The organism is Halopseudomonas pachastrellae (assembly GCF_900114765.1).
Lineage (GTDB): Bacteria > Pseudomonadota > Gammaproteobacteria > Pseudomonadales > Pseudomonadaceae > Halopseudomonas > Halopseudomonas pachastrellae.
This window is the reverse complement of record NZ_FOUD01000019.1, coordinates 64,628-86,618: the sequence shown is the minus strand read 5'-3', so window position 1 is coordinate 86,618 and position 21,991 is coordinate 64,628. Positions and strand designations below refer to the sequence as shown.

The window sequence follows — 21,991 nt, the reverse complement described above, 5'->3', positions numbered from 1 at the left end:
CGGGCGGCGAGCGCCGCCCTTGAGACACTGCGAGGAGTATAGGCCTTGAAAGACTTATTGAACCTGCTCAAGTCCCAGGGACAGATTGAAGAGTTCGATTCCATTCGAATCGGCTTGGCATCCCCGGAGATGATCCGGTCCTGGTCCTACGGCGAAGTTAAAAAGCCGGAAACCATCAACTACCGTACCTTCAAGCCGGAGCGTGACGGCCTGTTCTGTGCCAAGATCTTTGGCCCGGTGAAGGACTACGAGTGCCTGTGCGGCAAGTACAAGCGCCTCAAGCACCGCGGTGTGATCTGTGAAAAGTGTGGCGTTGAAGTCGCGCTGGCCAAGGTCCGTCGTGAGCGCATGGGTCACATTGAACTGGCGTCGCCGGTTGCCCACATCTGGTTCCTGAAGTCCCTGCCGTCCCGTATCGGCCTGCTGCTGGACATGACCCTGCGTGATATCGAACGCGTACTCTATTTCGAGAGCTACGTTGTTATCGAGCCGGGTATGACCACCCTTGAAAAGGGTCAGCTGCTGAACGACGAGCAGTACTTTGAAGCGCTGGAAGAGTTCGGCGACGACTTTGACGCCCGCATGGGTGCCGAGGCTGTCTTTGAGCTGTTGACTGCTATGGATCTGTCTCACGAGATCGGCAAGCTGCGCGAAGAAATTCCGCAGACCACCTCGGAAACCAAGATCAAGAAGCTGTCCAAGCGTCTGAAGCTGATGGAAGCCTTTGACGGCTCCGGCAACAAGCCGGAGTGGATGGTCATGACCGTTCTGCCGGTCCTGCCGCCGGACCTGCGTCCGCTGGTACCGCTGGATGGCGGCCGCTTCGCGACCTCCGATCTGAACGATCTGTATCGCCGCGTGATCAACCGTAACAACCGTCTGAAGCGTCTGCTTGACCTGTCTGCGCCTGACATCATTGTGCGCAACGAAAAGCGCATGCTGCAGGAGTCGGTTGATGCGCTGCTGGATAACGGCCGCCGTGGCCGCGCCATCACCGGCACCAACAAGCGCCCGCTGAAATCCCTGGCTGACATGATCAAGGGTAAGCAGGGTCGTTTCCGTCAGAATCTGCTCGGTAAGCGCGTTGACTACTCCGGTCGTTCCGTGATCGTGGTAGGCCCGACCCTGCGTCTGCACCAGTGTGGTCTGCCCAAGAAGATGGCGCTGGAGCTGTTCAAGCCCTTCATCTTCGGCAAGCTGGAGCACCGTGGTCTGGCGACCACTATCAAGGCCGCCAAGAAGATGGTCGAGCGCGAGCTGCCTGAGGTTTGGGACATCCTGGCTGAAGTCATCCGCGAACACCCGGTATTGCTGAACCGTGCACCGACACTGCACCGTCTGGGTATCCAGGCGTTCGAGCCGGTGCTGATCGAAGGTAAGGCCATTCAGCTGCACCCGCTGGTCTGTGCGGCCTACAACGCCGACTTTGACGGTGACCAAATGGCTGTACACGTTCCGCTGACCCTTGAGGCCCAGCTGGAAGCCCGTGCACTGATGATGTCCACCAACAATATCCTGTCGCCGGCATCGGGCGAGCCGATCATCGTACCGTCCCAGGACGTGGTACTGGGTCTGTATTACATGACCCGTACTCGCATCAACGCCCGCGGTGAAGGCATGGCCTTCTCCAACGTCAACGAAGTTGAGATGGCGTACCGCAGCGGTCAGGTTGAGCTGCACGCGATGGTTAAGGTGCGTATCACCGAAACCGTCAAGCACAAGGACGACAGCTGGACCACCGAAACCCGTATCGTCGACACCACTGTCGGCCGTGCGCTGCTGTTCCAGGTCCTGCCCAAAGGTCTGCCCTATGAAATGGTCGACCAGCCGCTGAAGAAGAAAGCGATCTCCAAGCTGATCAACCAGTGCTACCGCGTGGTGGGTCTGAAGGAAACCGTGATCTTCGCTGACCAGTTGATGTACACCGGTTTTGCTTACTCCACCATCTCTGGTGCGTCCATTGGTGTGAACGACTTCGTCATCCCGGATGAGAAGGCGCGCATCATTGATGAGGCCACCGAGGAAGTGAAGGAGATCGAAGACCAGTACGCCTCCGGTCTGGTAACCCAGGGTGAGAAGTACAACAAGGTCATCGACTTGTGGTCCAAGGCCAACGATGAAATCTCCAAGGCCATGATGGACAACCTCAAGAGCACGCGTGTTATCGACCGCGAAGGCAACGAGGTGGACCAGGAGTCCTTCAACTCCATGTACATGATGGCTGACTCCGGTGCGCGGGGTTCTGCTGCCCAGATCCGTCAGCTGGCCGGTATGCGTGGTCTGATGGCCAAGCCGGATGGCTCCATCATCGAAACGCCGATCACCGCGAACTTCCGTGAAGGTCTGAACGTACTCCAGTACTTCATCTCCACCCACGGTGCTCGTAAGGGTCTGGCCGATACCGCACTGAAAACCGCCAACTCCGGTTACCTGACTCGTCGTCTGGTTGACGTCGCGCAGGATCTGGTTATTACCGAAACCGATTGCGGCACCGACAACGGCCTGCTGATGTCGCCGCACATTGAAGGTGGTGACATCGTTGAGCCGCTGGGTGAGCGCGTGCTGGGCCGTGTTGTTGCCCGCGACGTGCTGAAGCCGGGTGGCGATGAAACCATCGTTCCGGCCGGTACCCTGATCGACGAGAAGTGGGTCGAGTTCCTGGAAAAGAACAGCGTCGATGAAGTCATCGTGCGCTCGCCGATTACCTGTGACACCCACTACGGCGTTTGTGCTACCTGCTATGGTCGTGACCTGGCGCGGGGCCACCTGATCAACATCGGTGAAGCGGTTGGTGTTATCGCTGCGCAGTCGATTGGTGAGCCGGGTACCCAGCTGACCATGCGTACGTTCCACATCGGTGGTGCGGCGAGCCGGACGTCTGCGGCCGACAGCGTTCAGGTCAAGAACGGCGGTACCATTCGTCTGCACAACCTGAAGCACGTTGAGCGTGCGGATGGCGCACTGGTTGCGGTTTCCCGTTCCGGTGAGCTGGCGGTTGCTGATGAGTTCGGTCGTGAGCGTGAGCGCTACAAGCTGCCCTACGGTGCGGTCATCTCCATCAAGGAAGGTGACAAGGTTGATGCCGGCGCCATCGTGGCCAAGTGGGATCCGCACACTCACCCGATCGTGACCGAGATTTCCGGTACCGTTGCCTTCTTCGGTATGGACGAAGGTATCACCATCAAGCGTACTGCTGACGAGCTGACCGGTCTGACCAACATTGAGGTCATGGATCCGAAAGATCGTCCGGCTGCCGGTAAGGACATCCGTCCGGCGGTGAAACTGGTTGATGAGAACGGCAAAGAGCTGCTGCTGCCGGGTACTGACGTACCGGCCCAGTACTTCCTGCCGGCTAACGCACTGGTCAACCTGTCCGATGGCGCCAAGGTGAACGTGGGTGACGTTGTTGCACGTATCCCGCAGGAAACCTCGAAGACTCGCGACATCACCGGTGGTCTGCCGCGCGTTGCCGATCTGTTCGAAGCGCGTCGTCCGAAAGAGCCGTCCATCCTGGCGGAAATCAGCGGCACCATCTCCTTCGGTAAGGAGACCAAGGGCAAGCGTCGTCTGGTCATTACCCCGACTGACGGTAGCGATCCGTACGAAGAGCTGATTCCGAAGTGGCGTCACCTGAACGTGTTCGAGGGTGAGCAGGTTACCAAGGGTGAGGTTATCTCCGACGGTCCGAGCAACCCGCACGATATCCTGCGTCTGCTGGGTGTCAGCGCGCTGGCCAAGTACATCGTCAACGAGATTCAGGACGTTTATCGTCTGCAGGGCGTGAAGATCAACGACAAGCACATCGAGGTGACTATTCGCCAGATGCTGCGCAAGGTCGAGATCACCGAGTCCGGCGACTCCAGCTTCATCAAGGGTGATCAGGTAGAGCTGACCCAGGTGCTGGAAGAAAACGCCGAGCTGGTCGGTCAGGACAAGTTCCCGGCCAAGTACGATCGCGTCCTGCTGGGTATCACCAAGGCATCGCTGTCGACCGAGTCCTTCATTTCTGCGGCCTCCTTCCAGGAGACCACCCGCGTACTGACCGAGGCTGCCGTTACCGGCAAGCGCGACCAGCTGCGTGGTCTGAAGGAGAACGTAGTCGTCGGTCGTCTGATCCCGGCCGGTACTGGTCTGGCTTACCACGCCGAGCGCAAGCGTCAGCGTCAAGCCGACAAGCCGGTCAAAGTCAGCGCGAGTGAAGTTGAGCAGGCTCTGTCTGATGCACTGAACTCAAGCGAAGGCTGATAGGTGGCCCGGCCCGTAAGGGTCGGGTGCCTTGACGACAGGGTGCGGTCTCTATATGATCTCGTACCCCTAAAATTGGCGGGGCACTTCGTCCTGCCATTTTTTATTAACGTATGTCATTTTTGACATCAGTGGAGTTTGCTAGATGGCAACAATCAACCAGCTGGTTCGCAAGCCGCGCAAGCGCGTTGCTGAAAAGAGCGACGTGCCGGCCCTGCAGAACTGCCCGCAGCGTCGTGGTGTGTGCACTCGCGTGTATACCACTACGCCGAAGAAGCCGAACTCGGCTCTGCGTAAAGTCTGCCGTGTTCGTCTGACCAACGGCTACGAAGTTTCTTCCTACATCGGTGGTGAAGGCCACAACCTGCAAGAGCACAGCGTCGTTCTGATTCGCGGCGGCCGTGTAAAAGACTTGCCGGGTGTGCGTTACCACACTGTTCGCGGTTCTCTGGACACCTCCGGTGTTAAAGACCGTAAGCAGGGTCGTTCCAAGTACGGCGCCAAGCGTCCGAAGTAATACCGAATTCAATTTACCTGTGTCGATAAGAGTAAGGTCGGGCGTAACCAGATCGTTACAGTTCCGAGCTAACCTGAAGACCGTTTGAGGGCTTATCATGCCAAGACGTCGTGTAGCGGCAAAACGTGAGATCCTGCCAGAACCTAAGTACGGCAGCCTGATTCTCGCGAAATTCATGAACCACGTAATGGAAAGCGGCAAGAAGTCCACTGCCGAGCGCATTGTTTACGGCGCGCTGGACAAGCTGAAAGAGCGCACCAAGGCCGAAGATCCGGTTGAGCTGTTCGAAAAGGCTCTGGACGCGATCGCTCCGCTCGTGGAAGTTAAATCTCGCCGTGTAGGTGGTGCCACCTACCAGGTTCCGGTTGAAGTGCGTCCCTCCCGTCGCAACGCTCTGGCGATGCGCTGGCTGGTTGATGCTGCCCGTAAGCGTGGCGAGAAGTCCATGGCTCTGCGCCTGGCCGGTGAGCTGGCTGATGCCGCTGACGGCAAGGGTGCCGCTGTTAAGAAGCGTGAAGACGTCCACCGTATGGCTGAAGCCAACAAGGCGTTCTCTCACTACCGCTTCTAAACGGCTCAGGAGACTATTGTGGCTCGTACAACCCCGATCAATCTGTACCGTAATATTGGTATCTGCGCGCACGTTGATGCGGGCAAGACCACGACGACGGAGCGGATCCTGTTTTATACAGGCGTGAACCACAAGATGGGCGAAGTCCATGATGGCGCTGCCACCATGGACTGGATGGCTCAGGAGCAGGAGCGTGGTATTACCATTACTTCTGCTGCTACCACCGCCTTCTGGCAGGGTTCCGAGAAGCAGTACGACAAGCATCGCGTCAACATCATCGATACCCCCGGCCACGTTGACTTCACTATTGAAGTTGAGCGGTCGCTGCGGGTGCTTGACGGTGCTGTCGTGGTGTTCTGTGGTACGTCGGGTGTCGAGCCGCAATCCGAGACCGTTTGGCGTCAGGCCAACAAGTATGGCGTCCCGCGAATCGTCTATGTAAACAAGATGGATCGTCAGGGCGCCAACTTCCTGCGCGTGGTCGAGCAGATCAAGAAGCGTCTTGGTCATACGCCCGTGCCCGTGCAGTTGGCCATCGGTGCTGAAGAAAACTTCATGGGGCAGATTGATCTGCTGCGCATGAAGGCAATTCGTTGGAATGACGAAGATCAGGGTATGAGCTTTGTTGAGGAAGAGATTCCCGCCGAGCTGCTTGATCAGGCTAACGAATATCGTGAAAAGATGGTCGAGGCGGCTGCAGAAGCCAACGAAGACCTGATGAACAAATACCTTGAGGAGGGTGAGCTCTCCATCGAGGACATCAAGGCGGGGCTGCGTCAGCGTACCCTGGCTTGCGAAATCGTGCCGGCAGTCTGTGGGTCGTCTTTCAAGAACAAGGGCGTTCCGCTGGTGCTGGATGCGGTTATCGACTTCCTGCCTGCGCCGGATCAGGTCGTAGCGATCAAGGGTGTGCACCCGAATGACGAAGAGCGCGTGGATGAGCGTCATGCCGATGATGCTGAGCCCTTTGCTGCTCTTGCGTTCAAGATCGCAACCGATCCCTTTGTCGGTACGCTGACCTTCGCCCGTGTGTATTCCGGGGTCCTGTCGTCGGGTGATGCGGTGCTGAACTCGGTCAAGGGCAAGAAGGAGCGCGTCGGCCGCATGGTTCAGATGCACGCCAACTCCCGTGAAGAGATCAAGGAAGTGCGCGCGGGTGATATCGCCGCGCTGATCGGCATGAAAGACGTGACCACAGGCGATACTCTGTGCGCCATCGACAAGCCGATCATCCTTGAGCGTATGGAGTTTCCTGAGCCGGTTATCTCGGTGGCCGTTGAGCCGAGAACCAAGGCTGACCAGGAGAAGATGGGTATCGCGCTGGGCAAATTGGCGCAGGAGGATCCGTCCTTCCGCGTGCGTACTGACGAAGAGTCGGGTCAGACCATCATTTCCGGGATGGGTGAGCTGCACCTGGATATCATCGTCGATCGCATGAAGCGCGAGTTCAGCGTCGAGGCCAATATCGGTAAGCCGCAGGTGGCCTATCGTGAGGCGATCCGCAACAAGTGTGAGATCGAAGGCAAGTTTGTACGTCAGTCCGGCGGTCGTGGTCAGTACGGTCACGTCTGGGTTCGCTTTGAGCCGGCCGAGGGTAACGAAGAGAAGCTTGAATTCGTCAATGAAATTGTCGGTGGTGTGGTTCCGCGCGAATACATCCCGGCTATCCAGAAGGGTATCGAGGAGCAGATGCAGAACGGCGTGCTCGCCGGCTATCCGCTGCTTGGCCTTAAGGCAACCGTCTATGATGGTTCCTATCATGATGTCGACTCGAACGAAATGGCGTTCAAGATTGCTGCCTCTATGGCCACCAAGCAGTTGGCCCAGAAGGGCGGTGCCGTTTTGCTCGAGCCGATGATGAAAGTCGAAGTTGTCACCCCTGAAGATTACATGGGTGACGTAATGGGCGACTTGAACCGTCGTCGCGGCCTGGTCCAGGGTATGGAAGATTCTCCTTCCGGTAAGGTGATCCGCGCTGAGGTTCCGCTTGGTGAAATGTTCGGTTACGCCACGGACGTTCGCTCCATGTCCCAGGGACGTGCGAGCTACTCCATGGAGTTTTCGAAATACGCCGAGGCACCCATGAACATCGCCGAAGCAATCATCAAGAAGCAAGGCTAACTTGAACCTAGGCTAATTAAAGAGGTTATCAACCGTGGCTAAAGAAAAATTTGAACGTAGCAAACCGCACCTGAACGTAGGCACCATCGGTCACGTTGACCATGGTAAAACTACTCTGACCGCCGCACTGACCCGTGTATGCGCAGAGGTTTATGGCGGTTCTGCCCGCGCTTTCGACCAGATCGACAACGCGCCGGAAGAAAAGGCTCGTGGTATCACCATCAACACCTCGCACGTAGAGTACGATTCTCCGACTCGTCACTACGCGCACGTTGACTGCCCTGGTCACGCCGACTATGTGAAAAACATGATCACCGGTGCGGCCCAGATGGACGGCGCTATCCTGGTTTGCTCCGCTGCTGACGGCCCGATGCCGCAGACTCGCGAGCACATCCTGCTGTCCCGTCAGGTTGGCGTTCCTTACATTGTCGTGTTCCTGAACAAGGCCGACATGGTTGATGATGAAGAGCTGCTGGAGCTGGTCGAGATGGAGGTTCGCGACCTGCTGAGCACCTACGACTTCCCGGGCGACGACACTCCGATCGTTATCGGTTCCGCGCTGATGGCGCTGGAAGGTAAAGACGACAACGAAATCGGTACTACTGCTGTCAAGAAGCTGGTTGAGACTCTGGATGCCTACATCCCTGAGCCTGAGCGTGCGATCGACAAGCCGTTCCTGATGCCGATCGAAGACGTATTCTCCATCTCCGGTCGCGGTACTGTAGTAACCGGTCGTGTTGAGCGCGGTATCGTCAAGGTTGGTGAAGAAGTCGAGATCGTTGGTATCAAGGCAACCACCAAGACTACCTGTACTGGCGTTCAAATGTTCCGCAAGCTGCTGGACGAAGGTCGTGCTGGTGAGAACGTTGGTGTTCTGCTGCGTGGTACCAAGCGTGAAGACGTTGAGCGTGGTCAGGTTCTGGCCAAGCCGGGCACCATCACTCCGCACACTCGCTTCGAAGCCGAAGTGTACGTGCTGGGCAAGGACGAAGGCGGCCGTCACACTCCGTTCTTCAAAGGCTATCGTCCGCAGTTCTACTTCCGTACTACCGACGTAACCGGTTCCTGCGAACTGCCGGAAGGCGTGGAAATGGTTATGCCGGGCGACAACGTCAAGCTGGACGTCACTCTGATCGCTCCGATTGCGATGGAAGACGGCCTGCGCTTTGCGATCCGCGAAGGCGGTCGTACCGTTGGCGCCGGTGTGGTAGCCAAGATCATCGAGTGATGATCTGAGTTGTACAAGGGAAAAGCCCTCGCATTGCGGGGGCTTTTCTTTTGGTTGACAGTGATGGGGCGCATCAGTAGAATTGCGCCTCCCTTGGACGGGTGCATCCGGTAATCGGCTGCGCCTGAAATCAGTTGCTTGGAGTTTCTGGTCAAATGCAGAACCAACAGATCCGTATTCGGTTGAAAGCTTTTGACCATCGCCTGATCGATCAATCTACCCAGGAAATCGTGGATACCGCGAAGCGTACTGGGGCTCAGGTGCGTGGTCCGATCCCTTTGCCGACTCGTAAAGAGCGTTTTACTGTTCTGATTTCGCCGCACGTCAACAAGGACGCGCGCGATCAGTATGAAATCCGTACCCATAAGCGGGTGCTGGATATCGTTCAGCCCACCGACAAAACTGTTGATGCGCTGATGAAGCTGGACCTGGCTGCAGGTGTCGAGGTTCAGATCAGCCTCGGCTGATAGCCCCACAACGGGGGCTAAAGGTCGTGTAACGCCCTGTGTTGGGCGGCCATAGCGGGTAATAGCCCCGTGCACTCATGAGGTTTACAAAATGACTATTGGTTTAGTCGGCCGGAAATGCGGTATGACCCGCGTTTTCACTGAAGATGGTGTATCTATTCCGGTTACGGTTGTAGAAGTAGAACCGAACCGCGTTACTCAGGTTAAGACCCTGGAAGCCGATGGCTATCAAGCCATTCAGGTGACTGTGGGTGAGCGTCGTGCCAATCGCGTGACCAAGCCGATGGCTGGGCATTTTGCCAAAGCCAACGCTGCTGCCGGTCGCCAGGTGCTCGAGTTCCGCCTGGAAGACAGCTCCCAGTACGAAACTGGCTCCGAGCTGACTGTTGGCCTGTTCGAAGCAGGTCAAAAGGTGGATGTAACTGGTCAGTCCAAGGGTAAAGGCTTTGCCGGTACCATCAAGCGCTGGAACTTCCGCGGCCAGGACGCTACCCACGGTAACTCCATTTCCCACCGTGTACCCGGTTCCATCGGTCAGTGTCAGACCCCGGGCCGTGTATTCAAGGGCAAGAAGATGTCTGGTCACATGGGTGCCGAGCAGGTAACCGTGCAGACTCTTGAGGTCGTTCGCGTTGACGCCGAGCGTAACCTGCTGCTCATCAAGGGCTCCGTGCCTGGTGCTACCGGTAGCGACGTTATCGTTCGCCCGGCGGTGAAGGCCAAGGGTTAAGGGGGAGTTACCATGAATCTGAATGTAGCTGGTGCAAACGCGATCGAAGTTTCCGATCTGACCTTTGCAACCGAGTTTAACGAAACCCTGGTTCACCAAGCCGTTGTCGCGTACATGGCTGGTGCTCGTCAGGGTACCAAGCAGCAAAAGACCCGTTCCGACGTTTCCGGTGGTGGTAAGAAGCCCTGGCGTCAGAAAGGCACTGGCCGTGCCCGTGCCGGTACTATCCGTAGCCCGATCTGGCGCTCCGGTGGTACTACCTTTGCTGCCCGTCCGCAAAATCACGAGCAGAAGCTGAACCGCAAGATGTACCGCGGCGCACTGCGTTCCATTCTGTCCGAGCTGGTACGCCTGGATCGTCTGGTCGTTGTCGAGAGCTTCTCCGTTGACGCACCGAAAACCAAGGCTCTGGCCGGCAAGTTGAAGGAACTCGATCTGCAGAACGTGCTGATCGTTACCGAAGGCGTTGATGAGAACCTGTACCTGGCAGCGCGTAACCTGCCGCACGTCGACGTGCGCGACGTTCAAGGTTCTGACCCGGTTAGCCTGATCGCTTACGACAAGGTGCTGATCACAGTGCCTGCTGTTAAGAAGTTCGAGGAGATGCTGGGATGAACCAAGAGCGCATTTTCAAGGTACTGCTTGGCCCGCATGTGTCCGAAAAGGCAACCGTGCTGGCCGACGGCCAGAACCAGTTCGTGTTCAAAGTGGATACCACTGCGACCAAGCTGGAGATCAAAAAGGCCGTTGAGCAGCTGTTCAACGTCAAGGTCAAGGCAGTATCGACTTTGAATGTCAAAGGCAAGACCAAGCGCACCGTTCGCGGCCTGGGCAAGCGTAATGACTGGAAAAAGGCCTACGTTAGCCTGGAAGCCGGTCAAGACATCGACTTCGCCAGCGCTGAATAAGACAGGGGTACATCATGGCAATTGTTAAATGTAAACCTACTTCCGCTGGCCGCCGCTTCGTCGTCAAGGTCGTTAACGCTGACCTGCACAAAGGTGCTCCGCACGCACCGCTGCTTGAGAAGCAAGGCAAGTCTGGTGGTCGTAACAACAATGGCCGCATCACCACGCGTCATCGTGGGGGCGGACATAAGCAACACTACCGCATCGTGGACTTCCGTCGTAACAAGGACGGCATCCCCGCTGTTGTAGAGCGCGTCGAGTACGATCCGAATCGTACTGCTCATATTGCTCTGCTGAAGTATGCCGACGGTGAGCGTCGCTACATCATCGCCCCCAAAGGCGTTGCTGCTGGCGATCAACTGGTCTCTGGTGCTGATGCGCCGATCAAGGCCGGTAACTCTCTGCCGCTGCGCAACATCCCGGTAGGTAGCACTATCCACGCGATCGAACTGAAGCCTGGTAAAGGTGCTCAGGTAGCTCGCAGTGCTGGCGCTGCTGTCCAGCTGGTTGCTCGCGAAGGTGCCTACGTCACCGTTCGTCTGCGTTCCGGCGAAATGCGCAAAGTCCTTGGCGAATGCCGCGCGACTCTGGGTGAAGTGTCCAACGGTGAGCACAGCCTGCGCTCGCTGGGTAAGGCCGGTGCCAAACGCTGGCGCGGTGTTCGTCCGACTGTTCGTGGTGTTGCCATGAACCCGGTAGATCACCCGCATGGTGGTGGTGAAGGTCGTACCTCCGGTGGTCGTCATCCGGTTTCTCCGTGGGGCTTCCCGACTAAGGGTGCCAAGACTCGGTCCAACAAGCGCACTGACAAGATGATTGTCCGTCGTCGCAGCAAGTAATTAGAGGGGATACGACAGTGCCGCGTTCTCTGAAGAAAGGTCCTTTTATCGATCTTCACCTGTTGAAGAAGGTCGAAGTGGCAGTTGAAAAGAACGACCGTAAGCCGATCAAGACCTGGTCGCGCCGTTCCATGATTCTGCCGCAGATGGTCGGTCTGACCATCGCTGTACACAATGGTCGCCAGCATGTCCCGGTTATCGTTAGCGAAGACATGGTCGGCCACAAGTTGGGCGAATTCTCTGCTACGCGTACCTACCGTGGTCACGCTGCAGACAAGAAAGCCAAGCGCTAAGGGGTTAGAAGATGGAAGTAGCCGCTACTCATAAGGGCGCCCGACTCTCTGCCCAGAAAGCGCGTTTGGTCGCCGACCAGATCCGCGGTAAGAAGGTGGATGAGGCCCTGAACCTGCTGGCATTCAGCAACAAGAAGGCCGCTGCCGTCATCAAGAAAGTACTCGAGTCCGCTATTGCGAACGCTGAGCACAACGATGGCGCAGACGTGGATGACCTGAAGGTCTCCACCGTGTTTGTCAACGAAGGTCGCTCCCTGAAGCGCATCATGCCGCGTGCCAAAGGCCGCGCTGATCGCATCATCAAGCGGTCTTGCCACATCACGGTCAAGGTTGCTGACAAGTAGGAGTCGATCAAATGGGTCAGAAAGTACATCCGGTAGGCATTCGCCTCGGTATCGTTAAAGAACACACTTCGGTGTGGTACGCAGATGGTCGCAACTACGCTGACTATCTGAACACCGACCTGAAAGTACGTGCGTACATTCAGGACAAACTGAAAAGCGCCTCTGTCAGCCGCGTTGATATTCAGCGTCCGGCTCAGACAGCCCGCATCACCATTCACACTGCTCGTCCGGGCATCGTGATTGGCAAGAAGGGTGAGGACGTTGAGAAGCTGCGTCAGGATCTGACCAGCCAGATGGGCGTGCCGGTGCACATCAACATCGAAGAGATCCGCAAGCCGGAGCTCGACGGTGCCCTGGTTGCACAAAGCGTTGCTCAGCAGCTCGAGCGTCGTGTGATGTTCCGTCGTGCCATGAAGCGCGCCGTACAGAACGCCATGCGCATTGGTGCCAAGGGTATCAAGATCCAGGTTAGCGGCCGTCTTGGCGGCGCCGAGATCGCCCGTACCGAATGGTATCGTGAAGGCCGTGTGCCGCTGCACACCCTGCGTGCCGACATCGACTACGCGACAGCTGAAGCCCACACCACCTACGGTGTGATCGGTGTGAAGGTTTGGATCTTCAAAGGCGAGATCATTGGTGGTCTCCAGGAAGAAACCAAAGCCGTCGCGGCCAAGAAAAAAGCTGCTAAGTAAGGGGTACGCACATGTTACAACCTAAGCGTACGAAGTTCCGCAAGCAGATGACCGGCCACAACCGTGGTCTGGCGCATCGTGGTAGCAAGGTGAGCTTCGGTGAGTTCGCGCTCAAAGCCGTAGGTCGCGGTCGTCTGACTGCACGTCAGATCGAAGCGGCTCGTCGCGCCCTGACTCGTCACGTTAAGCGTGGCGGTAAAATCTGGATCCGCGTGTTTCCGGATAAGCCTATCTCCAAGAAGCCTCTCGAGGTGCGGATGGGTAAAGGTAAGGGTAACGTCGAGTACTGGGTAGCCCAGATTCGTCCGGGCAAGGTCCTTTACGAGATTGAAGGTGTTTCCGAAGAGCTGGCCCGCGAAGCATTCGCACTGGCCGCAGCCAAGCTGCCTCTCGCTACCACCTTTGTTAAGCGGACGGTGATGTAATGAAAGCGACAGAACTTCGTGAAAAATCTGCTGAGCAGCTGAACGAGCAGCTGCTCACCCTGCTGCGCGATCAGTTCAACCTGCGCATGCAGAAAGCAACCGGTCAGCTCGGTCAAACGCATCTGCTGAACCAGGTAAAGCGCGACATCGCTCGCGTCAAGACTGTGCTCAATCAGAAGGGTGGTAACTGATCATGGCCGAGAACAAAACAGTTCGTAGCGTTACTGGCCGTGTTGTCAGTGACAAGATGGATAAAACCATCACTGTGCTCGTTGAGCGTCAGGAAAAGCACCCTCTGTACGGTAAGTACGTGAAGCGCTCTACCAAGCTCAAGGCGCACGACGAGAACAACGAATGCCGCATCGGCGATCTGGTGACCATTCGTGAAACCCGTCCCTTGGCCAAGACCAAGAGCTGGGCACTGGTTCAGATCGAAGAGCGCGCGGCGCAAGTTTAAGCCCGCGCAACTTAGCGGATTATTTAAGGGTCGGAGAAAGTTATGATTCAGACTCAATCCATGCTGGATGTGGCTGACAACAGTGGTGCACGTCGCGTTATGTGTATCAAGGTTCTGGGCGGTTCTCACCGTCGCTACGCCGGCATTGGCGATATCATCAAAGTGACCGTGAAGGAAGCGATTCCGCGCGGCAAAGTAAAGAAAGGCCAGGTGCTCAACGCGGTCATCGTGCGTACCCGTCACGGCGTACGCCGTACCGACGGTTCGCTGATCCGTTTCGATGGCAACGCCGCCGTTCTGCTCAACACCAAGAATGAGCCGATCGGTACCCGCATCTTTGGGCCGGTGACTCGTGAGCTGCGTAATGAGCAGTTCATGAAGATCGTTTCCCTCGCGCCCGAAGTGCTGTAAGGAGCCAGGTCATGCAAAAGATCAAACGCGACGACGACGTAATCGTCATTGCCGGTAAAGACAAGGGCAAGCGCGGCAAAGTCCTGAAAGTTGGTGACGATGCCCGCGTGCTGGTTTCCGGTGTCAACATTATCAAGCGCCACACCAAGCCGAATCCGATGGCTGGTGCTCAGGGCGGTATTGTTGAGAAGGAGGCGCCGATCCACGTCTCCAACGTGGCAATCTTCAACCCCGAGACCAATAAAGCCGATCGCGTCGGCTTCAAGGTCGAAGACGGTAAGAAGGTTCGTATTTTCAAGTCGACCCAAAAAGCTGTCGACGCTTGAGAATCTAGGTGCTTACCATGGCGAGATTGAAAGAAACCTATCGCACTAACATCGTTCCCAAGCTCCAGGAAGAATTGGGCCTGAAGAACGTGATGGAAGTGCCGAAAATCACCAAGATCACCCTGAACATGGGTCTTGGCGAAGCAGTTGGTGACAAGAAAGTCATCGAAAACGCACTGGCTGACCTCGAGAAGATCACTGGCCGTAAAGGCATCGTGACCTACGCTCGCAAGTCGATCGCCGGCTTCAAGATTCGTGACGGCTGGCCGATCGGCGTAAAGGTTACCCTGCGCCGCGAGCAGATGTACGAATTCCTGGATCGCCTGCTGTCGATCTCTCTGCCGCGCGTCCGTGACTTCCGTGGTCTGAATGCCAAGTCCTTTGACGGTCGTGGCAACTACAGCATGGGCGTCAAGGAACAGATCATCTTCCCGGAAATCGATTACGACAAGATCGATGCCCTGCGTGGTCTGGACATCACCTTGACTACTACTGCGCGGACCGACGACGAAGGTCGTGCGCTGCTGCGCGCGTTCAACTTCCCGTTCCGTAACTAGGAGTCAGGACAATGGCAAAAGTCAGTATGAAAAACCGTGAGGCCAAGCGTGCTCGCCTGGTCGCCAAATTTGCTGCCAAGCGTGCAGCTCTGAAAGCGACCATCGGTGACGTTAACGCCTCCGTAGAAGACCGCTGGGCTGCTCAGGTAGCCCTGCAAAAACTGCCGCGCGACTCCAGCCCGGTCCGTCAGCGTAACCGCTGCCGCGTCACTGGTCGTCCGCACGGCGTATACCGCAAGTTTGGTCTGAGCCGCATCAAGCTGCGTGAAGCAGCCATGCGCGGTGACGTGCCTGGTCTGGTCAAGGCCAGCTGGTAATCCAGACTTTTATTACTCAGTTTCAGGAGCACATAGCCCATGAGTATGCAGGACCCGTTGGCAGATATGCTGACCCGTATCCGTAATGCCCAGATGGCTGAAAAGTCCAGCGTCAGCATGCCCTCGGCAAAGCTGAAGGTGGCTGTCGCCAAGGTACTTAAGGAAGAAGGTTACGTTGCCGGTTACGAAGTGGTTGGTGACGTTAAGCCGACCCTGTCTATCGAACTGAAGTACTTCGAAGGCAAGCCGGTTATCGAAGAGCTGAAGCGCGTGAGCCGTCCCGGTCTGCGCCAGTACAAGTCCGTTGAGCAACTGCCGAAAGTTAAAGGCGGTCTAGGCGTTTCCATCGTCTCCACCAACAAAGGTGTGATGACTGATCGCGCTGCTCGCGCTGCCGGTATCGGCGGCGAAGTTCTCTGCACCGTATTCTGATAGGGGGTTAACGATGTCTCGCGTCGCGAAGAACCCTGTCAAATTGCCGCAGGGTGTAGAAATCAAGCTGGACGGTCAGGCACTGTCGGTCAAGGGCGCCAAAGGTACCCTGGAACTGAACCTGCATCCGACTGTTGAAATTGTTCAGGAAGAAGGCGAGCTGCGTTTCGCAGCCCGTGCTGGCAGCCCGAACATGGCCATGGCCGGTACTACCCGCGCTCTGGTCAACAACATGGTCATCGGCGTCAGCCAAGGCTTCGAGCGCAAGCTCCAGCTGGTTGGCGTAGGTTACAAGGCTCAGGCTAAAGGTCAGGTTCTGAACCTGGCGCTGGGCTACTCCCACCCGATCGACTACCAGCTGCCTGAGGGTGTTTCTGCTGAAACCCCCAGCCAGACTGACATCATCATCAAAGGCATCGACAAGCAACTGGTCGGCCAGGTAGCCGCGGAAATTCGTGATTTCCGTCGTCCGGAGCCCTATAAGGGCAAGGGTGTACGCTACGCCGATGAGGTAGTGCGTCGTAAAGAAGCCAAGAAGAAGTAGGGCATAGCAAATGAGCGATAAAAAAGTTATTCGTCTCCGTCGAGCTCGCCGTACGCGCCTTAAGCTGCGCGATCTGGAAGCCGTTCGTCTGTGCGTGCACCGCTCTTCGCAGCACATGTACGCACAAGTCATCTCGGCAGATGGCGCCAAAGTGCTGGCTAGCGCCTCCACTCTGGACTCCGAGCTGCGCGCTGGTTCCACCAGCAACATCGAAGCAGCCAAGAAAGTTGGCCAGCTGGTCGCAGAGCGTGCCAAGGCCGCCGGTGTAACTCAGGTCGCCTTCGACCGTTCCGGCTTCAAGTACCATGGTCGCGTAAAAGCGCTGGCCGACGCCGCTCGTGAAGGCGGGCTGGAATTCTAAGGGTAGAGTTATGGCTAATTTCGATCAAAAGCGCGACGAAGGTTACATCGAGAAGCTGGTCCAGGTTAACCGCGTTGCCAAAGTAGTTAAGGGCGGCCGCATCTTCGCTTTCACCGCACTGACTGTTGTCGGTGATGGCAAAGGTCGTGTGGGCTTCGGTCGCGGCAAGGCACGTGAAGTGCCTGCTGCCATCCAGAAGGCCATGGAGGCTGCACGTCGTAACATGATTCAGGTTGACCTGGACGGAACCACTCTGCAGTACCCTGTTCGCGCCGCTCACGGTGCGTCCAAGGTGTTCATGCAGCCGGCCTCCGAAGGTACCGGTGTCATCGCAGGCGGTGCAATGCGCGCCGTTCTGGAAGCCGCTGGCGTACACAACGTACTGGCCAAATGTTACGGTTCCACCAATCCGGTTAACGTCGTTCAGGCTACCTACAAGGGTCTGAAGTCGATGCAGTCTCCCGAGTCTGTAGCGGCCAAACGCGGCAAGACCGTTGAAGACATCACGGGGTAAGCGGACATGGCAAACGAAAAAATCAAGGTGACTCTGTTCAAGAGTGTCGCTGGTCGTCTGCCGAAGCACCAGGCTTGTGTTAAAGGCCTGGGCTTGCGTCGCATCGGTCACACCGTTGAAGTCGAAGACACTCCGTCTGTGCGTGGGATGATCAACAAGGTCTCCTACATGGTTCGGGTAGAGGAATAAGACATGAAACTGAATGATCTGCGTTCCGCGCCGGGTGCACGCCGTGAAAAGCTGCGCGTCGGTCGTGGTATCGGTAGCGGTCTGGGTAAGACCGCTGGCCGCGGTCACAAAGGTTTGACCTCTCGTTCCGGTGGCACCGTTGCCCCCGGTTTCGAGGGTGGTCAGCAGCCACTGCACCGCCGTCTGCCGAAGTTTGGTTTTACCTCCAAACTGGCTATGGTCACTGCTGAAATTCGCACTAGCGAACTGAACGCAGTTGACGCTGAGGTCGTTGACCTGCAGGCGCTGAAAGATGCCAATATCATTGGCAACAAGTTTGTACGTGCGAAGATCGTCCTGTCTGGCGACGTAACCAAAGCGGTTACCGTCAAAGGCCTGGCCGTGACCAAAGGTGCACGTGCAGCGATCGAAGCAGCTGGTGGCAAGATCGAGGACTAAATGGCTAAGCAAGGCGCTCTTTCTGGAATGAATCAAGGTGGCTTGAGTGAACTCTGGGGGCGCCTGCGCTTTCTGTTCCTCGCGATCATCGTTTACCGCATCGGGGCGCATATTCCGGTTCCCGGGATAAACCCTGATCGTCTGGCCGATCTGTTCAATCAGAATTCAGAGACGATCCTTAGCTTGTTCAACATGTTCTCCGGCGGTGCCCTGGAGCGGATGAGTATCTTCGCTCTGGGCATCATGCCGTACATCTCTGCATCCATCATCATGCAGCTGATGACGGCCGTTACGCCGTCGCTGGAGCAGTTGAAGAAGGAAGGGGAGTCCGGTCGCCGGAAAATCAGTCAGTACACGCGTTACCTGACGTTGGTGCTGGCGTTTATTCAAGCCATCGGTATGTCCGTTGGTCTGGCTAGTCAGGGTGTGGCCTTCAGCACCGGGTTCAGCTTCTACTTTGTAGCGGTTACAACCTTTGTTGCCGGGGCGATGTTCATGATGTGGCTCGGTGAGCAGATCACCGAACGTGGTATCGGTAACGGTATCTCGATGCTGATCTTCGCCGGTATTGTTGCCGGTCTGCCGGCAGCCATTGGTCAGTCCTTCGAAGGTGCCCGTCTGGGTACCATCAATATTTTTGCGTTGATTGGTGTCGGCCTTGTGGCCATCGCCATGATCGCGTTCGTGGTGTTTGTCGAACGTGGCCAGCGCAGAATCACGGTCAACTATGCCAAGCGTCAACAAGGCCGCAAGGTGTTCGCCGCTCAAACTAGCCATTTGCCCCTCAAGGTCAACATGGCGGGTGTGATCCCGGCCATCTTCGCCAGCAGTATCCTGTTGTTCCCGGCCTCGCTGGGTACCTGGTTCGCCCAGGGTGACAACATGGAGTGGCTGCAAACCTTCGCGCAGGCAATTGGGCCGGGTAAGCCGCTGAATATCATTCTGTTTAGTGCAGGGATCATTTTCTTCTGCTTCTTCTATACAGCCTTGATGTTCAATCCGAAGGATGTTGCGGAAAACCTCAAGAAGTCCGGTGCGTTCATTCCGGGTATTCGTCCTGGTGAGCAATCGGCTCGCTACATTGATAGCGTGCTGACCCGTCTCACCCTGTTCGGTGCCCTGTACATGACCGCGGTCTGCTTGCTGCCGCAGTTCCTGGTGGTATCGGCGAATGTGCCCTTCTATCTGGGTGGGACTTCGCTGCTGATCGTCGTAGTGGTTGTTATGGACTTCATGTCGCAAGTACAATCGCACCTCGTTTCTCAGCAGTACGAGTCTCTTTTGAAGAAATCTAACCTGAAGGGTTACGGCAGCGGCATGCTCCGCTGAGTATTCGGGTTATAGGAGTCGGCTATGAAAGTTGCAGCATCAGTCAAGAAGCTTTGCCGTAACTGCAAGGTTATCCGTCGCAATGGTAGCGTACGTGTAATCTGCAGTGCTGAGCCCCGTCATAAGCAGCGCCAGGGTTAATCCCCGGTTCTGAATTACGACTACGTCTCAGGATAACCGCCACCTGGCCATTTTTTGGTCAGGTGGTTGAATTTTGTTTTTGTTAGCGCTACCCTACTGCACCCTTTTTCGAGCAACCTCTTTGGGTTGAGTCAGGTAGCTGTCAGACGGAGTAAATTGGATGGCCCGTATTGCAGGCGTCAACATCCCGGATAACAAGCACACTGTTATCTCTCTGACCTATATCTTTGGTATTGGTCAGACCAGGGCACAACAGATCTGTGCCGCCACTGGCATTGCGCCCAGTGTCAAAATCAAGGATCTGAGCGAAGAGCAGATTGATACCCTGCGCAATGAAGTCGCCAAGAGCACTACCGAAGGTGACCTGCGCCGCGCGATCAATATGAACGTCAAGCGCCTCATGGATCTCGGCTGCTATCGTGGCCTGCGTCACCGTCGTGGCCTTCCGGTCCACGGTCAGCGCACCAAGACCAATGCCCGCACCCGTAAGGGTCCGCGCAAGCCGATCCGTAAGTAATTGCGAGGGAATCTACAGATATGGCTAAGCCAGCTGCTCGTGTACGTAAAAAAGTAAAAAAGACAGTCGTTGATGGGGTTGCCCACATCCACGCGTCTTTCAACAACACCATCATCACCATTACAGACCGTCAGGGTAATGCCCTGAGCTGGGCTACCTCCGGTGGTTCCGGCTTCCGTGGTTCGCGCAAAAGCACCCCGTTCGCTGCTCAGGTAGCGGCCGAGCGTGCCGGTCAGGCTGCCCTCGAGTATGGCCTGAAGAACCTGGACGTGTGCGTCAAAGGCCCCGGCCCGGGTCGTGAGTCTGCTGTGCGTGCTCTGAACTCTTGTGGTTACAAGATCAGCAGCATCACCGACGTCACCCCCATTCCCCACAACGGCTGCCGCCCGCCCAAGAAGCGTCGCGTTTAATCAGGAGACGGTAAAATGGCTCGTTATATTGGTCCCAAGTGCAAGCTGTCTCGTCGCGAAGGTACTGACCTGTTCCTGAAAAGCGGCGTGCGCGCTCTCGACTCCAAGTGCAAACTGGAAACCCCTCCGGGTGTTCACGGCCAACGCCGTGGTCGTCTTTCAGAATACGGTACTCAGCTGCGTGAAAAGCAGAAGGTCCGTCGTATGTATGGCGTTCTCGAGCGTCAGTTCAGCAACTACTACAAGGAAGCTGCCCGCCTGAAGGGTGCTACCGGTGAGAACCTGCTGCAACTGCTCGAGCGTCGCCTGGACAACGTCGTTTATCGCATGGGTTTTGGCGCAACTCGCGCTGAAGCACGTCAGCTGGTGTCGCACAAGTCGATCAGCGTCAACGGCAAAACAGTCAACATCGCGTCTTACTCGGTTGCCCCGGGCGACGTGGTCGCTGTTCGCGAGAAAGCCAAGAACCAGCTGCGCATCAACAGCGCTCTGGAGCAGGCTGCTCAGCGCGGCGGTGCAGAGTGGGTTGAAGTAGACAGCGCCAAGAAAGAAGGCGTTTTCAAGAGCATCCCGGCCCGCAGCGATCTGTATGCCGACATCAACGAAAACCTGATCGTCGAGCTGTACTCCAAGTAAGCGACAGACAGCATAAAGGTGCCCCACATGCAGAGTTCGGTTACCGAGTTTCTAACTCCGCGTCATATCGACGTACAGGAAACTTCGCCCACGCGTGCCAAGATTACTCTTGAGCCGCTGGAGCGTGGTTTCGGTCATACCCTGGGCAATGCGCTGCGTCGCATTCTGCTCTCGTCCATGCCCGGCTGCGCCGTGGTAGAGGCCGAAATCGATGGCGTTTTGCATGAGTACAGCGCAATCGAAGGCGTCCAGGAAGATGTCATCGAGATCCTGCTCAACCTGAAAGGGTTGGCGATCAACATGCACGGTCGCGACCAGGTAACCCTGAACCTTTCCAAGAAAGGCCCGGGCGTTGTCACCGCTGCCGACATTCAGCTCGACCACGAAGTCGAAATCGTCAATCCGGATCACGTGATTGCCACGCTGTCCGACAACGGCGAGCTGACCATGAAGCTGACCGTGGCCCGTGGCCGTGGTTATGAGCCGGCCGACGCGCGTCAGTCCGATGAGGACGAGACCCGCTCCATTGGCCGTCTGCAGCTGGACGCCACATACACTCCCGTACGCCGTGTGGCCTACGTAGTGGAAAGTGCGCGTGTTGAGCAGCGTACCAACCTGGACAAACTGGTTATCGACCTGGAAACCAACGGTACCCTGGATCCGGAAGAAGCCATTCGCCGCGCTGCAACTATTCTGCAGCAGCAGCTGGCTGCCTTCGTTGATCTGAAGGGCGACCAGGAGCCGGTTGTCGAGCAGCAGGAAGACGAGATTGATCCGATTCTGCTGCGTCCGGTGGACGACCTTGAGCTGACTGTCCGTTCGGCCAACTGCTTGAAGGCTGAAAATATTTACTACATTGGCGATCTGATCCAGCGTACCGAAGTAGAGCTGCTGAAGACCCCGAACCTGGGTAAGAAGTCCCTGACCGAGATCAAGGACGTTCTGGCTTCGCGTGGTCTGTCTCTGGGTATGCGTCTGGACAACTGGCCGCCTGCAAGCTTGAAGAAGGACGACAAGGTTTCGGCCTGATCG

Annotated in this window: 32 protein-coding genes; all 32 read left to right on the top strand. The window is 56.8% G+C overall.

What is annotated here, in order from left to right:
- Positions 1 to 45 precede the first annotated feature (45 nt).
- The 32 genes from rpoC (at position 46) to BM116_RS14830 (ending at position 21,988) form a co-directional block, all read left to right on the top strand.
- A complete protein-coding gene (rpoC, locus tag BM116_RS14985) occupies positions 46 to 4,245 on the top strand; it encodes a DNA-directed RNA polymerase subunit beta' (RefSeq protein WP_083729014.1) in 4,200 nt (1,399 codons plus the stop codon).
- Positions 4,246 to 4,390: 145 nt separating this feature from the next.
- On the top strand, positions 4,391 to 4,762 hold the full coding sequence (gene rpsL, locus BM116_RS14980) for a 30S ribosomal protein S12 (protein ID WP_080048726.1): 372 nt from the start codon (positions 4,391 to 4,393) through the stop codon (positions 4,760 to 4,762).
- Positions 4,763 to 4,859: 97 nt separating this feature from the next.
- Positions 4,860 to 5,333 (top strand): 30S ribosomal protein S7, encoded by a 474-nt coding sequence (gene rpsG, locus BM116_RS14975; RefSeq protein ID WP_083729016.1) that lies wholly within the window; start codon positions 4,860 to 4,862, stop codon positions 5,331 to 5,333.
- Between the two features lie 18 nt (positions 5,334 to 5,351).
- Positions 5,352 to 7,454, top strand: a complete 2,103-nt coding sequence (gene fusA / locus BM116_RS14970) for an elongation factor G (protein WP_083729018.1) — start codon at positions 5,352 to 5,354, stop codon at positions 7,452 to 7,454.
- A gap of 34 nt (positions 7,455 to 7,488) precedes the next feature.
- Positions 7,489 to 8,682, top strand: coding sequence for an elongation factor Tu (gene tuf / locus BM116_RS14965; RefSeq protein ID WP_090475240.1), 1,194 nt, complete (start codon positions 7,489 to 7,491; stop codon positions 8,680 to 8,682).
- Positions 8,683 to 8,837: 155 nt separating this feature from the next.
- A complete protein-coding gene (gene rpsJ, locus BM116_RS14960) occupies positions 8,838 to 9,149 on the top strand; it encodes a 30S ribosomal protein S10 (RefSeq protein WP_044501102.1) in 312 nt (103 codons plus the stop codon).
- Between the two features lie 91 nt (positions 9,150 to 9,240).
- A complete protein-coding gene (gene rplC, locus BM116_RS14955) occupies positions 9,241 to 9,879 on the top strand; it encodes a 50S ribosomal protein L3 (protein WP_083728642.1) in 639 nt (212 codons plus the stop codon).
- Between the two features lie 12 nt (positions 9,880 to 9,891).
- Positions 9,892 to 10,494, top strand: coding sequence for a 50S ribosomal protein L4 (gene rplD, locus BM116_RS14950; RefSeq protein WP_083728641.1), 603 nt, complete (start codon positions 9,892 to 9,894; stop codon positions 10,492 to 10,494).
- The gene (gene rplW / locus BM116_RS14945) at positions 10,491 to 10,787 is read left to right on the top strand and encodes a 50S ribosomal protein L23 (RefSeq protein ID WP_083728640.1); all 297 of its coding nucleotides are present in this window, start codon (positions 10,491 to 10,493) and stop codon (positions 10,785 to 10,787) included. The genes rplD and rplW overlap by 4 nt, the downstream gene beginning before the upstream one ends.
- 14 nt (positions 10,788 to 10,801) lie before the next feature.
- The gene (rplB, locus tag BM116_RS14940) at positions 10,802 to 11,626 is read left to right on the top strand and encodes a 50S ribosomal protein L2 (protein WP_083728639.1); all 825 of its coding nucleotides are present in this window, start codon (positions 10,802 to 10,804) and stop codon (positions 11,624 to 11,626) included.
- A gap of 17 nt (positions 11,627 to 11,643) precedes the next feature.
- Positions 11,644 to 11,919 (top strand): 30S ribosomal protein S19, encoded by a 276-nt coding sequence (rpsS, locus tag BM116_RS14935; RefSeq protein WP_083728638.1) that lies wholly within the window; start codon positions 11,644 to 11,646, stop codon positions 11,917 to 11,919.
- A gap of 11 nt (positions 11,920 to 11,930) precedes the next feature.
- Complete coding sequence (rplV, locus tag BM116_RS14930) at positions 11,931 to 12,263, top strand: 50S ribosomal protein L22 (protein ID WP_065335991.1); 333 nt, start codon at positions 11,931 to 11,933, stop codon at positions 12,261 to 12,263.
- A gap of 11 nt (positions 12,264 to 12,274) precedes the next feature.
- Positions 12,275 to 12,955 carry a 30S ribosomal protein S3 gene (rpsC, locus tag BM116_RS14925; RefSeq protein ID WP_083728637.1) on the top strand — a complete coding sequence of 227 codons (681 nt, stop codon included), beginning with the start codon at positions 12,275 to 12,277 and terminating at the stop codon, positions 12,953 to 12,955.
- A gap of 11 nt (positions 12,956 to 12,966) precedes the next feature.
- Positions 12,967 to 13,380 (top strand): 50S ribosomal protein L16, encoded by a 414-nt coding sequence (gene rplP / locus BM116_RS14920; RefSeq protein WP_083728636.1) that lies wholly within the window; start codon positions 12,967 to 12,969, stop codon positions 13,378 to 13,380.
- Complete coding sequence (gene rpmC / locus BM116_RS14915; RefSeq protein ID WP_083728635.1) at positions 13,380 to 13,571, top strand: 50S ribosomal protein L29; 192 nt, start codon at positions 13,380 to 13,382, stop codon at positions 13,569 to 13,571. The genes rplP and rpmC overlap by 1 nt, the downstream gene beginning before the upstream one ends.
- Before the next feature lie 2 nt (positions 13,572 to 13,573).
- Entirely contained in the window at positions 13,574 to 13,837 is a 264-nt protein-coding gene (gene rpsQ, locus BM116_RS14910; protein ID WP_083728634.1) for a 30S ribosomal protein S17, read from the top strand.
- A 42-nt stretch (positions 13,838 to 13,879) separates the two neighbouring features.
- Positions 13,880 to 14,248: a 50S ribosomal protein L14 gene (gene rplN, locus BM116_RS14905; protein WP_083728633.1), complete on the top strand. Its 369-nt coding sequence runs from the start codon at positions 13,880 to 13,882 to the stop codon at positions 14,246 to 14,248.
- An 11-nt stretch (positions 14,249 to 14,259) separates the two neighbouring features.
- Positions 14,260 to 14,574 (top strand): 50S ribosomal protein L24, encoded by a 315-nt coding sequence (gene rplX, locus BM116_RS14900; protein WP_083728632.1) that lies wholly within the window; start codon positions 14,260 to 14,262, stop codon positions 14,572 to 14,574.
- A 17-nt stretch (positions 14,575 to 14,591) separates the two neighbouring features.
- Positions 14,592 to 15,131: a 50S ribosomal protein L5 gene (rplE, locus tag BM116_RS14895; RefSeq protein WP_083728631.1), complete on the top strand. Its 540-nt coding sequence runs from the start codon at positions 14,592 to 14,594 to the stop codon at positions 15,129 to 15,131.
- 11 nt (positions 15,132 to 15,142) lie between these two features.
- The gene (gene rpsN, locus BM116_RS14890) at positions 15,143 to 15,448 is read left to right on the top strand and encodes a 30S ribosomal protein S14 (protein ID WP_083728630.1); all 306 of its coding nucleotides are present in this window, start codon (positions 15,143 to 15,145) and stop codon (positions 15,446 to 15,448) included.
- A gap of 39 nt (positions 15,449 to 15,487) precedes the next feature.
- Positions 15,488 to 15,880, top strand: coding sequence for a 30S ribosomal protein S8 (rpsH, locus tag BM116_RS14885; protein WP_083728629.1), 393 nt, complete (start codon positions 15,488 to 15,490; stop codon positions 15,878 to 15,880).
- A 13-nt stretch (positions 15,881 to 15,893) separates the two neighbouring features.
- The gene (gene rplF / locus BM116_RS14880) at positions 15,894 to 16,424 is read left to right on the top strand and encodes a 50S ribosomal protein L6 (RefSeq protein ID WP_083728628.1); all 531 of its coding nucleotides are present in this window, start codon (positions 15,894 to 15,896) and stop codon (positions 16,422 to 16,424) included.
- Between the two features lie 10 nt (positions 16,425 to 16,434).
- A complete protein-coding gene (gene rplR / locus BM116_RS14875) occupies positions 16,435 to 16,785 on the top strand; it encodes a 50S ribosomal protein L18 (RefSeq protein ID WP_083728627.1) in 351 nt (116 codons plus the stop codon).
- Between the two features lie 10 nt (positions 16,786 to 16,795).
- Positions 16,796 to 17,299: a 30S ribosomal protein S5 gene (gene rpsE, locus BM116_RS14870; RefSeq protein ID WP_083728626.1), complete on the top strand. Its 504-nt coding sequence runs from the start codon at positions 16,796 to 16,798 to the stop codon at positions 17,297 to 17,299.
- Positions 17,300 to 17,305: 6 nt separating this feature from the next.
- Positions 17,306 to 17,488: a 50S ribosomal protein L30 gene (gene rpmD, locus BM116_RS14865; RefSeq protein WP_065335992.1), complete on the top strand. Its 183-nt coding sequence runs from the start codon at positions 17,306 to 17,308 to the stop codon at positions 17,486 to 17,488.
- 3 nt (positions 17,489 to 17,491) lie between these two features.
- The gene (gene rplO, locus BM116_RS14860) at positions 17,492 to 17,926 is read left to right on the top strand and encodes a 50S ribosomal protein L15 (protein WP_083728625.1); all 435 of its coding nucleotides are present in this window, start codon (positions 17,492 to 17,494) and stop codon (positions 17,924 to 17,926) included.
- Positions 17,927 to 19,255, top strand: coding sequence for a preprotein translocase subunit SecY (gene secY / locus BM116_RS14855; RefSeq protein WP_083728624.1), 1,329 nt, complete (start codon positions 17,927 to 17,929; stop codon positions 19,253 to 19,255).
- Positions 19,256 to 19,279: 24 nt separating this feature from the next.
- Positions 19,280 to 19,396 carry a 50S ribosomal protein L36 gene (gene rpmJ / locus BM116_RS14850; RefSeq protein ID WP_074781302.1) on the top strand — a complete coding sequence of 39 codons (117 nt, stop codon included), beginning with the start codon at positions 19,280 to 19,282 and terminating at the stop codon, positions 19,394 to 19,396.
- A 160-nt stretch (positions 19,397 to 19,556) separates the two neighbouring features.
- Entirely contained in the window at positions 19,557 to 19,913 is a 357-nt protein-coding gene (gene rpsM / locus BM116_RS14845) for a 30S ribosomal protein S13 (protein ID WP_083728623.1), read from the top strand.
- A gap of 20 nt (positions 19,914 to 19,933) precedes the next feature.
- A complete protein-coding gene (rpsK, locus tag BM116_RS14840) occupies positions 19,934 to 20,323 on the top strand; it encodes a 30S ribosomal protein S11 (RefSeq protein ID WP_083728622.1) in 390 nt (129 codons plus the stop codon).
- 15 nt (positions 20,324 to 20,338) lie between these two features.
- Positions 20,339 to 20,959, top strand: a complete 621-nt coding sequence (gene rpsD / locus BM116_RS14835; RefSeq protein ID WP_083728621.1) for a 30S ribosomal protein S4 — start codon at positions 20,339 to 20,341, stop codon at positions 20,957 to 20,959.
- Between the two features lie 27 nt (positions 20,960 to 20,986).
- Positions 20,987 to 21,988 carry a DNA-directed RNA polymerase subunit alpha gene (locus BM116_RS14830; protein WP_083728620.1) on the top strand — a complete coding sequence of 334 codons (1,002 nt, stop codon included), beginning with the start codon at positions 20,987 to 20,989 and terminating at the stop codon, positions 21,986 to 21,988.
- Positions 21,989 to 21,991: the final 3 nt, after the last annotated feature.